Annotated in this window: 11 protein-coding genes; 6 read left to right on the top strand and 5 right to left on the bottom strand. The window is 47.1% G+C overall.

The annotated features are described in order from the left end of the window. From ACTIE6_RS05020 to ACTIE6_RS05005, 4 genes are all read right to left on the bottom strand, one after another. Window positions 1-704, bottom strand: a 704-nt coding sequence (locus ACTIE6_RS05020; protein ID WP_439555582.1) for a hypothetical protein, incomplete at its 3' end; no start/stop codon positions are given. Between the two features lie 257 nt (window positions 705-961). Then, window positions 962-1,384, bottom strand: coding sequence for a hypothetical protein (locus tag ACTIE6_RS05015; protein ID WP_439555581.1), 423 nt, complete (start codon window positions 1,382-1,384; stop codon window positions 962-964). A gap of 49 nt (window positions 1,385-1,433) precedes the next feature. After that, window positions 1,434-1,856 carry a carboxypeptidase-like regulatory domain-containing protein gene (locus ACTIE6_RS05010; protein WP_439555580.1) on the bottom strand — a complete coding sequence of 141 codons (423 nt, stop codon included), beginning with the start codon at window positions 1,854-1,856 and terminating at the stop codon, window positions 1,434-1,436. Between the two features lie 3 nt (window positions 1,857-1,859). After that, window positions 1,860-2,279, bottom strand: a complete 420-nt coding sequence (locus tag ACTIE6_RS05005; RefSeq protein WP_439555579.1) for a hypothetical protein — start codon at window positions 2,277-2,279, stop codon at window positions 1,860-1,862. Between the two features lie 338 nt (window positions 2,280-2,617). On the opposite strand from ACTIE6_RS05005, the gene ACTIE6_RS05000 reads away from it, so the two are divergent. From ACTIE6_RS05000 to ACTIE6_RS04980, 5 genes are all read left to right on the top strand, one after another. Then, the gene (locus ACTIE6_RS05000; protein ID WP_439555578.1) at window positions 2,618-3,718 is read left to right on the top strand and encodes a FecR family protein; all 1,101 of its coding nucleotides are present in this window, start codon (window positions 2,618-2,620) and stop codon (window positions 3,716-3,718) included. Window positions 3,719-3,896: 178 nt separating this feature from the next. Then, window positions 3,897-7,331 (top strand): SusC/RagA family TonB-linked outer membrane protein, encoded by a 3,435-nt coding sequence (locus tag ACTIE6_RS04995; RefSeq protein ID WP_439555577.1) that lies wholly within the window; start codon window positions 3,897-3,899, stop codon window positions 7,329-7,331. Between the two features lie 23 nt (window positions 7,332-7,354). Further along, window positions 7,355-8,914: a SusD/RagB family nutrient-binding outer membrane lipoprotein gene (locus ACTIE6_RS04990; protein ID WP_439555576.1), complete on the top strand. Its 1,560-nt coding sequence runs from the start codon at window positions 7,355-7,357 to the stop codon at window positions 8,912-8,914. 120 nt (window positions 8,915-9,034) lie between these two features. Then, the gene (locus tag ACTIE6_RS04985; protein WP_439555575.1) at window positions 9,035-9,967 is read left to right on the top strand and encodes an RraA family protein; all 933 of its coding nucleotides are present in this window, start codon (window positions 9,035-9,037) and stop codon (window positions 9,965-9,967) included. Between the two features lie 5 nt (window positions 9,968-9,972). Then, window positions 9,973-11,079, top strand: coding sequence for a bile acid:sodium symporter family protein (locus tag ACTIE6_RS04980; protein WP_439555574.1), 1,107 nt, complete (start codon window positions 9,973-9,975; stop codon window positions 11,077-11,079). On the opposite strand, the gene ACTIE6_RS04975 is transcribed toward ACTIE6_RS04980, so the two are convergent. Beyond that, on the bottom strand, window positions 11,076-11,579 hold the full coding sequence (locus tag ACTIE6_RS04975; protein WP_439555583.1) for a GNAT family N-acetyltransferase: 504 nt from the start codon (window positions 11,577-11,579) through the stop codon (window positions 11,076-11,078). The two genes, ACTIE6_RS04980 and ACTIE6_RS04975, sit on opposite strands and share 4 nt — an antisense overlap. 151 nt (window positions 11,580-11,730) lie before the next feature. On the opposite strand from ACTIE6_RS04975, the gene moeB reads away from it, so the two are divergent. Beyond that, window positions 11,731-12,670: molybdopterin-synthase adenylyltransferase MoeB (moeB, locus tag ACTIE6_RS04970; RefSeq protein WP_439555573.1), on the top strand; the 940-nt coding region annotated here is incomplete at its 3' end.

Raw genomic sequence — 12,670 nt, 5'->3', positions numbered from 1 at the left:
ATATCAAATCCCTCGGCAATGATAATCGGCTTGTTCAAAATCTGGTCACAACCCAGAATGATCCGTACATTCCCGCCGGCCAGCATTGTCCTCGCCGCACGGTCGTCGGAGGTAGCAGCTTTGTATATCCGCGGTGCCTCAACCTGGAATTCCGCAAATGGTTTTGATCTTTCCAGCTGACGGACATTAACCTCCGTATCAAATAGGTAAGCTTTCCTACCAAGCGTCAACCTTATATGCACGGTGTGTTTTCCGACTGTGCTGAACTGATGCGCAATCGGCTTTTCTGAAAATGGATATGCAACAAACCCTCGGCCATCTTCCAAATCTAATTCCACCTGCGCCGACTGCGTAGTATCATTTGAAATATAAAGCTCCCGACTAACTTGAAAGGCAATATTCCCCTGAAAAACCTCTTCTTGAAGTACAGCCCCATAGACAATATTGAACCTAGCGGAATCCTCGAATCTTCTGCTCTGCCCAGCCTTTTTTGCTGCTTCATGCTGTTCAATTTCGCTACCGGTTAAGTATATACTACTAAGATTCATAATACCAATTGGAATCACGTTGTTCCGCGACAGCTTGTATGCATTTGTCTCAGTTAGCTCATCAAAGCTGAGCATCCTGTAAGTGCCTTCGCGCAAATCTGCATCAATCAACCGCTCGTATAGGTTTTGCCACTCCTCCATTGAAACCTTCTCCATAGCTGGATTCGGACTTTGTGAGCGTTTTTTGAAGAAATCGACCTCATTCGGGCTGGTCAATGCGGCATTAAGAAAGAGCGCACTGCCTAATTGCGAAAGTCAAGTTTATTGATGAGATGTTTTCGATGTTCTTCATAATCCTGAGCGTAAGCGGACGAAAAGGCAACAAGGAGAGCGGTAAGGAAAACGCACAGTTTTCCTCTTCCGCATTTTTGCAAATGCTTCATATTAAGTGTATGATTAGAGATTTGAAATTGCTATCTAGATTTTAGTTGGAAATCGTACTGCGTCTTAGTACCCACATCAGAATTACAACAATCAGTAGTTACCTTACCATTCTTCAAAACACCATAGGACACATACTTCCTATGAAATTTTGGATTTTCAACTGGAAAGCTTGGAATACCTGCGTTTATCGCAACAAACTTCTTAGGCACATCTATCAAGAGCTCGTATTTCCCGTTCTTGTCTGAATACGTTGTTGCTAATAATTCGTATGTCAGCATTCTCTTGCCCTGGCAAATCACCATTATACTATCCACCGCCTGCCCCTTCTCGTCCGTGATCGTGCCATAAACAACGGTTGTACGATCTTGTTTTAAGAAGCAGGAGTCCATCAGGCAGCCGAGGAATATCACGGCCAGCATTGCTGGGAAGTGTAGCTTTCGTAAAGATTTCATAATGATGAATGTATTTATATTGATTGAAGTCTGGCCAAATTGAGCTGAACTACTCTACTATTATGTGAAAGTCGAAATTCGTTTTCTCACCTATCGCAAGCGTACAGCAACGACTCTTTTTGCCGTCAGTAAATGTTTCATAGCTTGACTTCTTTGGAAAGTATTTCATGAAAATTGCGCCATCATCAATGTAACAATCAAGCGTATGAAATTTCCCGGCGACATCGACCGTAATTTCATAGTGGCCGCTTGAATCAGTATAGGCAGTTGCCATATGCATTTTATGGCTAATTTTTTTTCTACCGTACACGGACAATCCCACTCCCGGCAATGGTAGTCCCTTGTCATCCGTTACCGTACCATATACGCTTGTCGTCCGATCTGAAAACACGAAACACCCCTGCAAAACGGCAACCATTGTCAGGTGAAGTATTGTTGCTGCTATACTTATTTTATCCCGATTAGCTTTCATTATTTATTTCGATTTTAGTTTGAAGTCCCTGTTATTTTTCTCCCCTTTCTCAATAGAGAAGCCTGCAATCTTCCCATCTCCAAAGATTTCATATCCTGAGTAGTAATTTTGATATTTAACATTCTCGGTTGAGTTAGGCGGAATTAGACAACTGACACTAGTGAACTTCCCTGCGACTTCGACAACAATCTCATAATTACCGCTTGAATCGGTAAAGGTTTCCGCCATGTTCTGAGATCCGTGGATTTTACTTCCTACGACACGCACCATGATGCTATCCACAGGTAGTCCTTTTTCGTCTGTAATCCTACCATACACTGTTGTGGTGTCTGAGAAAATGCTTTTACATCCTTGCATAAAGAGGCTCACAGACAGGCAAAGAGTCAAGGGCCACAAGGTTGTTTTGAATTTTTTGGTTTTCATTGGCTATTTGAATTAAAGTTGAAAATTCAATCTGGTCTCTGATCTTGCCTCAGGCGACTTCGTAATTGATTTGGTTCCCCTTCGCCCAATGCTTTCTTATCTGTCTCCCAATCACTGACCCGCAATAACCCATTTAGTTGGGCGTGTAGTAGCCTCAACTATCCTCCGGCAGGTGGCGCAGTTTGAACGGCGGAGAGCATATATGGTTTTGTAGAATGTTGGCAGGCGCAATCGGCAATCAGGCGGGCAAACTTTCAAAAAATAATTCTTCAAAAAAGAGTATTGCGCCAATCATTATGCATCCTTATTGAAATTAGCCGCATTTTCATTTGCCTTTTATGCACAATTACCGCAATTATCTTCCGGAGGAGCTCGCTGCCGATCCGTCGTTCAGAAGCTGGGTGATCTTCAAAAACCCTGCTGATGCGGTCGTTTGGGCTGAATGGCTGGAACAAAATCCCGATAAAAGGGAGCTGGTTAACCAGGCTAAGGATTTTTTGCTTGCGACCGAGGGTGCTTTTGACCAGGTCTCCGATGAGGAAGTTGCAAATGAAATTTACAGACTCTCGCACGCGATAGGCGCAAAAACTGCGCGGCGATCTTTCATCAGGCTGAAATTCCGGCCTAACTGGTACCATATGGCCGCCTCGGTACTCCTCCTGCTGTTTGCAGGCTGGTGGCTGAACGAACAGGTTTCAGACAAGCAATCGGATCAATATAAAGTGATACTCAGCAAAATAGAGGTACCGCTGGTAGAGGAGAAGAATGAGACCAACAAAGCCAAACTTGTAGTGCTCAAAGATGGCAGCACCATTCTTTTACAACCCAACAGCCGCATTACCTATCCTTCCCGGTTCGATGACAACAAACGGGAGGTGTTTCTGAATGGAGAAGCATTTTTCGAAGTAGCCAAAGATCCCGACAAACCCTTCTATGTATACGCACATACGTTGGCAACCAAAGTGTTGGGCACAAGCTTCAAAGTAAGCGCATTTGATGGCGATAAGGAGGTGAAGGTGGTCGTGAAAACCGGGAAAGTGTCGGTGTTCCCGATGACCAAACAAGCAATTGCCAACCAGCACGCAGACGACAAACTTGGCGGGATGGTACTGACCCCAAACCAGCAGATCGTTTTTGCCCCGAAAGAACTGAGACTGACAAGAAGCCTGGTACCTAACCCGAAGCTGCTGGAACTGCCCATTCAGAGACAATCATTTGAATTCAAGGGTACACCCATTGCAGACGTATTTGCAGCGCTCGAAAAATCGTACGGCGTCAAAATCGTATTCGATGAGGCTTTAATGAAAGACTGCTACCTGACCGCGTCGCTGTCGGACGAGCCGCTTTTTGAAAAAATGACCCTGATATGCAAAACGATAGGTGCCGAATACGAGCAGCTGGATGCAAGCATTATTATAAATAGTAAAGGTTGCCTTTAACCATTCCCCAATGCCTATGATATAAATGCTACGAATTTTTTCCGACAAAAAAAGTCGATGATGCTGCAACATCACCGACTGCTTAATCCCCCAGTTGCTTACACATTACAGCTGCCGCGAGGCGGTGGCTGTGGGAATTACTGATGCCGAATCGTTACACCCGACAACAATCAAAATTATGTCAAAACCCGTACAATTTCACCATGCTTTACAGAAAATCATGCGCATTACGCTGTATCAAGCTCTGCTTTCCATTGCCATCGGAACCTTCGTACAGGCTCATGATGTGCGTGGACAACGCATTTTGGAACAAAAAATAACCTTACGTCTATCCAATTCCGAGATTGACAAGACCCTGGAAAAAATTGAGAATGTCGCGAAGGTCAAGTTCATGTATAACCCGCAGATTTTCAACGGCCAGAAATACAATGTAAAGTTTCAGGAAGAAGCGCTGTCCATCGTACTTGAAAAAATACTTGCGCCACAGCACGTGACTTACGAGGTAGTTCAGGACAGGATCATACTGAAACGCGAGCAAGCTGCTGCGGAATCGCCGGCGGCGGGCAAAGTCGCTCCGAAGCGCAACGTATCCGGTAAGGTTTCTGACGAAACAGGCTCCGGTCTCCCAGGTGTGAGCGTGCTGATCAAAGGTACCCAGCGAGGTACTTCTTCTGACGCAGAAGGCCGGTTTACTATTGATATTCCGGATCAGGAAGCAGCTTCCGCAGTGCTGATTTTCAGCTTTGTAGGATACACTTCACAGGAAGTAGCCGTGGGTAGCCAGAGCGAAGTTACTGTTCAGCTGCAACCTGAGGCCAAGGCTTTGAACGAGGTGGTTGTGACTGCATTGGGTATCGCCAAAGAGAAAAAGGCACTGGCATACGCGGTGACTGAGGTAAAAGGAAGCGAGTTTACCCAGGCGCGTGAAAATAACGTGGCGAATGCATTGACCGGTAAAATCGCAGGTGTGAACGCAACCGGTATGTCAACCGGACCTGGCGGATCGAGCCGCATTATTATTCGCGGTAACGGTTCTTTGAGCGGAAACAACCAGCCATTATATGTAATTAATGGAATGCCGATGGACAACAGTGTTCCAGGCGGCGGCAATGCATCCAATGGAGAGGGTAACAACACCGACCGCGGTGACGGTATCGGTGGTATCAACCCTGACGATATTGAGTCGATCAGCGTTTTGAAAGGCGGACCAGCCGCGGCTTTGTACGGCGCACGTGCAGGTAATGGCGTTATTTTGATTACTACCAAAAAAGGCCGCGCACAAAAAGGAATCGGCGTGGAGTTCAACAGCAATTTTACGACTGAAAACCTGGCGATCATTCCCGACTGGCAATACGAGTATGGACAAGGTGTGGATGGTGTAAAACCGATGACACAAACCCAGGCTAAAAGCTCAGGCCGGTTGTCTTACGGCGCCAGAATGGATGGTTCGGATGTGATCCAGTTTGACGGACAAATGCGCCCCTATTCTCCTCAAAAAGACAATCTTAAAAACTTTTACAGAACCGGCACCAACTACATTAACTCCATTGCATTCACCGGCGGAAATGAAACGGTCAACTTTCGTTTTGGTTTGAATAACACCAAATCAAACAGCATTGTACCGAATTCCGACTTTGTAAGACGCATTGCGAATTTGAATGTGAATGCATTTTTGGGTAAAAAACTGAGTATTGAAACGGTTGTTCAGTACAACCTGGAAAATGGCCACAACCGCCCGAAAGTAGGTTACGCTGACTACAACCCGCACTGGGCTACGCATTTGGTGGCAAACACGGTTGATATCAGAAGTCTTTCTCCCGGCTATGATGCTGTGACTGGCAAGGAGGTGGAATGGAACCCGGTACCAGCTGCTCCAAACCCCTATTTTGTAATTAATAAGTTCAAAAACGACGATAGCAAAAACCGCTTTCTAGGTCAGGCGAACATTCGTTACGACATTCTTGAAAACCTGTTCGTAAAAGGTAGCGTGAGCCAGGATTACTACAACTTCAAATACGAATTCGTAGTGCCAACCAGCAATGCGTACGAGCCGCTGGGTCGCTGGGAATCCAGGAATACCAACTCTTCCGAAACCAACGGAATGCTGACTCTGAACTACAACAAGGAGTTTGAAAACGTAAGTTTCTCGGCTTTGCTCGGTGGTAATACGCAGCGCAGGATTTACGATGAAATGACTTACAGAGGTACTGAGTTCACAGTTCCCAACTTTTACAGCTTTACTAACCTGGCCACTTCAACTACCACGCCATTTTACCAAAAAAGTGGCATCAACTCCATTTTCGCGTCTGTGGATCTGGGTTACAAAGGATTGGCATACCTGACCATGTCGGGCAGACAGGATTGGTTTTCTGTTTTGAACAAAGAAAATAACAGCATTTTTTATCCGGCAATTGGCGGTACTGTGATCCTTTCAGAGGCTATTCAAATGCCTGCTGTCATCAACTTTGCCAAGCTACGGGCATCGTGGGCGCAGGTAGGTGCAGTGAATGTGGACCCTTACCAGATTTATCAAAGCTATCAGATGGCGCAAGGTGGCCACAATGGTCGCCCGGTGCAGCAGCTCAACTCTGCATTGGTACCTAACCCGGACCTGAGACCGCTTACTTCCACTACTTACGAGGCAGGTTTGGAAGCGCGTTTCCTCAACAACCGTCTTGGCCTGGACCTTACTTTTTACAATCGTAAAACGACCAACGACATCGTAACAAGCAACATTGCGACATCTTCGGGCTATACCAGCGCATTGCTGAACGTAGGCGAGCTGAGCAACAAGGGTATCGAGCTTTTGATCAATGGAACACCAGTCCGCGCCAACAACTTTACCTGGGATGTAAGCTACAACATGGCGTATAACCAGAGCCGTATCATTAAACTGGCTGACAACCTGCCTAACCTGAGTATCGGAACTGGCGTAGGCGGCGGTTTGATCAACAACGTGGTTGGCGGTACTTACGGCGAAGTTTGGGGCTACAACAAGAAAACGGACAACAATGGAAATGTGGTATTCAACACAGCCAGCGGCTACGCGGTAAGAGGCGATCTGCAAAAGCTGGGTAACGGTATCCCTCCTTTGACAATGGGTATCACCAACAATTTCAAATACAAAAACTTCTCGCTGAATATCCTGATCGACGGTAAGTTCGGAAGTGTGGTTTACTCGAACATGTACCAGTACGCGTACCGTTTTGGTTTGCCAAAAGAAACATTGCCTGGTCGCGAAACTGGTGTAACTGTAACTGGTGTAACGCCGGAAGGAGCTCCTTTTACCAAGTTCTGGGAGAAAAAAGATGTGGATACCTACTATGACAATGATAAAAACTATACGGGCATGTTCGTCTTCAACAACGACTTCGTCAAGCTGCGCCAGGTGATCCTGAGCTACAACCTGAATGTAAGCAAGATGTCGTTCCTGAAATTACAGGCAGCTTCTGTATCGCTTGTGGGCCGTAACCTTCTCCTGCTTTACAAGGACAAGCGAAACAACTATTTCGATCCTGAGTCGAGCTACACCAATGGGAATGCGCAGGGTCTGGAAGCATTTGGTGTGCCAAGAACCAGAAGTCTGGGCGTGAACCTGACTGTGAAGTTTTAATCATTAAAAATCTTTTAGTGAATATGAAAAACCTATTTAAAGTACTATACCTGGCCCCGGCCCTGTTCATTGCCTCCTGCGACAATGGTTTTGAAGAAATGAATGTAAACCCAAACGCTTCCACCGAGGTAGTACCGGGATACCTTTTCACTAGGGCGCAGCTGGTTACCGTAAGCAACAACTATACAGGCGCGGCCTACCTGACGATCGGCGGATCAATGCAGCATTTTGCTACCTATAAAGAAGTACCGGGTGCAGGTGACAAGTATTTCAATTTCGGATACAGCCAGGCGAGCTGGAACCTGTATGGCGGAGATCCTGTGACACAAGGCGCGGTGATCGACATTTCGCAGGTGATCGACGCGGTTTCAAAAAACCCGACTGATATCAACAGGCTGTCCATTGCCCGCATCTGGAAAGCTTACCTGTTTCACCGGATTACTGATCTGTATGGAGATGTTCCTTATTTCGAGGCAGGAAAAGCATACTCTGCCCAGGACTTTACACCTAAATACGATGCGCAATCGGTCATCTATGCGGATCTGTTGAAAGAGCTGGAAGAGTCGATCAACGCATTTGATCCGGCTCAACCGAGTTTCGGAAATGCAGATCTCGTGTACAGCGGTGATCTTACCAAATGGAAAAAGTTTGGCTACTCGCTGATGTTGCGGCTCGGAATGCGCCTGACAGAGGTGGATCCTGCCAATGCACAGCTCTGGGTAAAAAAGGCGATTGCCGGCGGTGTAATTACTGCTGACTCGGACCTAGCCAAAATCGACTACGTCGACGGATCTATTACCGCAAGCCGCAACTTCATTTCGGCTGGTTTGATGAGCACCGACTATGTGTCTCCCGGCGGCGACAATGTAGAGGGTGGCAAATTGGCCAAAACTTTGATCGACCATCTGAAAACAACCAAAGACCCGCGATTGAATGTTATCTCGGTGGTGTGGACAAAAGCTTCGCCGACTGCACCTTACGTAGCTGATACTGCTACTGCACTGCAAAAAGGAATGCCGAATGCCGCATTTAATTCGCTTCCGGCTGACTTTGATTCCTATTCTGAGCCAAATCCTGCTACGATACTGCGATACAATGCGCCTTTGCTGGTTTTGACTCCTGCGGAAATGCACCTGCTGCTGGCAGAGGCTGCTGTGCGTGGCTGGTATTCCGGCGCGACTGCGGCTGCTTCTTACCAAGCTGCGGTTACTTCCGGGATCAAGCAATGGGCTTTGTTCGGAACGGCGGGTGTTATTTCCGACGCGAAGATCGCGGCTTATCTGGCTGCGAACCCTTATAAAACTGGCGGGACTGTGGCACAGCAGATCGAGCAGATCTCCACGCAAAAGTGGGTTGCATTGTTCCTGGAAGACGAATACGAGATCTGGTCTAACTGGCGCCGCACAGGCTATCCTGCACTTACACCGACCAACTACCCGGGTAACCTGACCGGCGGAAAAATCCCGACACGATTTGTAATTCCCGATTCGGAAGAGCTTTATAACCGCGATAACTTCTACGAAGCGCGTACCCGCCAGGGCGGTACCAACACGCTTTCAAGTGTAGTTTGGTGGGATAAGTAAGCTTCTCAATGCTGTTATATTGAATTTAAAAATCAGACTTTCCGAGGCCCGGGAAGTCTGATTTCCTTTCCGAAATACCTATTTTTATCCACCTAAAACCTGATCAACAATTTTCAATTTATGAAATTCAAATTCCTGAGCTTAGCCGCGATTGCCCTTTCTAGCCTCTCATTTACCCATATCGTTGAAGCGCAAACGATCTCCAAAGAAGAACTCACATTTTTAACATCAGAATGGAAAGGAGAAAGGTTTCCTGACGGTCGCCCGAAAATACCCGATGACCTGGTACGCCGCGCCAAAGAGATCAACATTGAAGAAGCCTGGGTGGTCATGAAAAACGAAGGCTATAACTGCCAGTTTGAAGGCAACTGGAAAATGGTGCACCCCGATGTAGTGATCGCCGGGCGCGCATTGACCGCACAATTCCTTCCCTCCCGCCCAGACATTGAAAAGAACATCAAGGAACGTGGCAACAAACAGGGCCGGATCGGAAATACAAATTCCTGGCCCATTGACCAGCTTTCCAAAGGTGACGTGTACGTGGCCGACGGTTTTGGCAAAATAGCCGAAGGTACATTGATCGGTGATAACCTCGCTAATTCCATTTATGCCAAATCGGGCAATGGTGTGGTATTCGATGCATCGGTGCGCGACCTCGAAGGTTTATCAAAAATTGAAGGCTTCAATGCATTCGTACGCGATTTTGATCCTTCCTATCTGAAAGACGAATACCTGGCCGGATTAAATACACCAATCCGCATTGGCCGCGCCGTGGTGCTGCCCGGCGACCTTGTTCTCGCTAAAAAAGAAGGCGTTATTTTCGTTCCTGCGCACCTCGTTGAGAAAGTGATACAAACTGCCGAGTTCATCGCTTTGCGTGACAAGTTCGGTATTCAAATGCTAAAAGAAGGGAAGTATACACCAGGCCAGATTGACAGCCAGTGGTCGGATACCTTAAAAAGCGACTTTCTGAAATGGCTTGACAAGAATCCGAAAGAGATCCCGATGAAACGTTCGGAGCTGGATGAATACATGAAAAAGAGAACCTGGTAGTACGCATGAACATTTATAAGCTACTCTCAGGCGCGGCGGCAGTGTGCCTGCTGGCCGCACTATACCTTGCATTGAGCGGTAACCTGCCCGCAGCCGGCCCGTTCTTCATTGGATTTTTCCTCGCACTGGCGATCAGTTTTCGTGGTTATGAGAAGCTGAAAGGCTTTACTTACACCACCGTGATTTTTGCGGCAGTGACTACTGCATTGTACTACCCGCAGCATTTTCAATCATTCGGAGATTTCAAACTGGCTGTACTGATCACACCATTGATCCAGATCATCATGTTTGGAATGGGTACTTCGATGAGCTTCGGTGATTTTGTTGGTGTTGTTAAAATGCCGAAAGGTGTTTTGATCGGTGTGGTGAGCCACTTTATTATTATGCCGGGTATAGGCTATACACTGGCGAGTTTAAGCGGTTTTCCTCCTGAAATTGCGGCGGGTATCATTCTCATCGGTTGCTCTCCGAATGGAATGGCGTCCAATGTAATCTCCTACCTCGCCAAAGCGAACCTGGCATTATCAATCACGATCACGGCGATTTCCACGATGCTCGCGCCGCTGGTTACCCCGCTTCTAATGAGCCTGCTGGCAGGTGCATTCGTTCAGATCGACACGCTGCACATGATGTGGGATATTATTAAAATGGTGATTATCCCGATCGGGGCAGGGCTGCTTTTTAACAAACTATTCAGTGGAAAAGTGAAGTGGCTCGATGCAGCAATGCCGCTCGTTTCAATGGCCGGAATCGCATTCATAATTGTCATTATTACCGCTGCCGGTCGCGATAGCCTGCTTTCCATCGGACCAGCTTTATTGCTTTTGGTACTGATCCACAATTTGTCGGGTTATACGCTGGGATACTGGTCAGGCCGGTTGTTCAAAATGAGCGAGCGCGACTGCCGTACCATCGCAATTGAAGTAGGGATGCAAAATGGCGGCCTGGCTTCCGGTATTGCCAAGGAAATGGGCAAAATGGCGACAGTGGGACTGGCTCCTGCCATTTTCGGACCATTGATGAACATCACCGGCTCTATCCTGGCTTCCTGGTGGCAAGGCAAGCCCACCGGTGATGAAGAAACTTACATTGAAACAGGAAGGGCGCATTAATCTTCCTCAATCAGCAGCTGCATAAAGACTACATCCAGCCACTGGTCGAATTTAAAGGCTATCTCTTTGAGGTAGCCTTTTTCGATAAAACCATATTTTTTGTGAAACTCAATGCTGCCCCTGTTCGCCGCGTCTATCACACCGACCATCGTGTGGATACCCGATTCTTTTGCGCGCTGGATCAGGCTGCCAAGTAACTTCCCTCCTACGCCCATTCCGCGCGATTTTTCATCGAGATAAATGGAATGCTCCACACTGAACTTATACCCGATTTTTGGACGGAAAGTATTGTAAGAACCATATCCGATCACCTTACCTTCGAGCTCGGCCACGATCACGGGCATTCCGTCATGAATCATTTTCTCAAACCAGGCAGTTTGCTCTTCGAGCGTTCTGGGTTCATAGTCGTAAATGGCGGTGGTGTTAAGGATAGCGTGGTTGATAATTTCCAGCAGAGCAGGTAAATCCCTGGGCGCAGCGCTTCTGATAATAAGATCCATCAAGTAATTCAGGTCGTTGTCAGGTTGATTGAGTGCGTTAAAATAAGGATTATTTAAAAATTTAAACGCACCTCAATGATCGAATTGCCTACTTTACCTGTTTTCGACTAAAAAGAGGTGCGTTGTCACCTTTGTGAACAGTATCAGGAGTATGTTGAAACTTGAAATTCAGGAACGCAAGCGATACAGCCGGCAGATCCTTCTCCCGGAAGTGGGTCTAACAGGCCAGGAAAAATTAAAATCAGCGAAAATACTGGTGGTCGGCGCAGGCGGCTTGGGCTGTCCGGTTTTGCAATATTTAACTGCCGCCGGCGCGGGCGAAATCGGGATTATCGATCACGATCATGTGGAAGTAACCAACCTGCATCGCCAGATCCTGTATTCGGAAGCTGACCTGGGTAAAAAGAAGGCAGTTACTGCCGCTGAAAAACTAAGTATCCTCAATGGATTTGTAAAATTCACCCCCTATCCTGTCCAGCTCACAGAAAGTAATGCCGCTGAGATTGTCTCTAAATACGATCTGGTAATCGACGGCTCCGACAATTTTGACACGCGCTACCTGGTCAACGACACCTGCGTGAAACTCAACAAAACCTGGGTTTTCGGCTCCATTCTGAGGTTTGAAGGTCAGGTCTCCGTTTTCAATTATCACAACGGACCAACTTACCGCTGCCTTTTCCCCGACGCGGAAGAAGGCGATAATTGTGCGGAAGCAGGTGTGATCGGGATTTTGCCAGGTATTATCGGGACTTATATGGCCAACGAAGCGATCAAGGTTATCTGTGAAATCGGCGAAGTGCTTTCCGGGAAGTTACTGCTGATCAATGCACTTACGAATGCAACGAGTACGTTCGGATTCAGCCGGAATATTCCTGTTCACCACAGCCCCAACACAAACCCAGCGCCCTCACCAAAGCCTGTTGAAGCGCGTGAAATGTCAGTGGAAGAGTTTGAACGTATTCAGAACACCGATCCTGAGCAGGTGCAGCTCATTGATGTTCGCGAGGATTATGAATTTGAGGCTGATAATTTTGGCGGCACCAATATCCCCCTTTCCGAAATTCCCGATTTCCTGACCACATTTCCCGACG

Origin of the sequence: Dyadobacter sp. (assembly GCF_051859145.1) — a bacterium.
Lineage (GTDB): Bacteria > Bacteroidota > Bacteroidia > Cytophagales > Spirosomataceae > Dyadobacter.
Note: the sequence above shows the minus strand (reverse complement) of the source record. Positions and strands in the feature narration are given on the sequence as shown.

What these genes read in the sequence shown, in the direction of transcription:
- ACTIE6_RS05015 (WP_439555581.1), bottom strand. Translation starts at nt 1,384, where the DNA reads ATGAAATCTTTACGAAAGCTACACTTCCCAGCAATGCTGGCCGTGATA.
- ACTIE6_RS05010 (WP_439555580.1), bottom strand. Translation starts at nt 1,856, where the DNA reads ATGAAAGCTAATCGGGATAAAATAAGTATAGCAGCAACAATACTTCAC.
- ACTIE6_RS05005 (WP_439555579.1), bottom strand. Translation starts at nt 2,279, where the DNA reads ATGAAAACCAAAAAATTCAAAACAACCTTGTGGCCCTTGACTCTTTGC.
- ACTIE6_RS05000 (WP_439555578.1), top strand. Translation starts at nt 2,618, where the DNA reads ATGCACAATTACCGCAATTATCTTCCGGAGGAGCTCGCTGCCGATCCG.
- ACTIE6_RS04995 (WP_439555577.1), top strand. Translation starts at nt 3,897, where the DNA reads ATGTCAAAACCCGTACAATTTCACCATGCTTTACAGAAAATCATGCGC.
- ACTIE6_RS04990 (WP_439555576.1), top strand. Translation starts at nt 7,355, where the DNA reads ATGAAAAACCTATTTAAAGTACTATACCTGGCCCCGGCCCTGTTCATT.
- ACTIE6_RS04985 (WP_439555575.1), top strand. Translation starts at nt 9,035, where the DNA reads ATGAAATTCAAATTCCTGAGCTTAGCCGCGATTGCCCTTTCTAGCCTC.
- ACTIE6_RS04980 (WP_439555574.1), top strand. Translation starts at nt 9,973, where the DNA reads ATGAACATTTATAAGCTACTCTCAGGCGCGGCGGCAGTGTGCCTGCTG.
- ACTIE6_RS04975 (WP_439555583.1), bottom strand. Translation starts at nt 11,579, where the DNA reads ATGGATCTTATTATCAGAAGCGCTGCGCCCAGGGATTTACCTGCTCTG.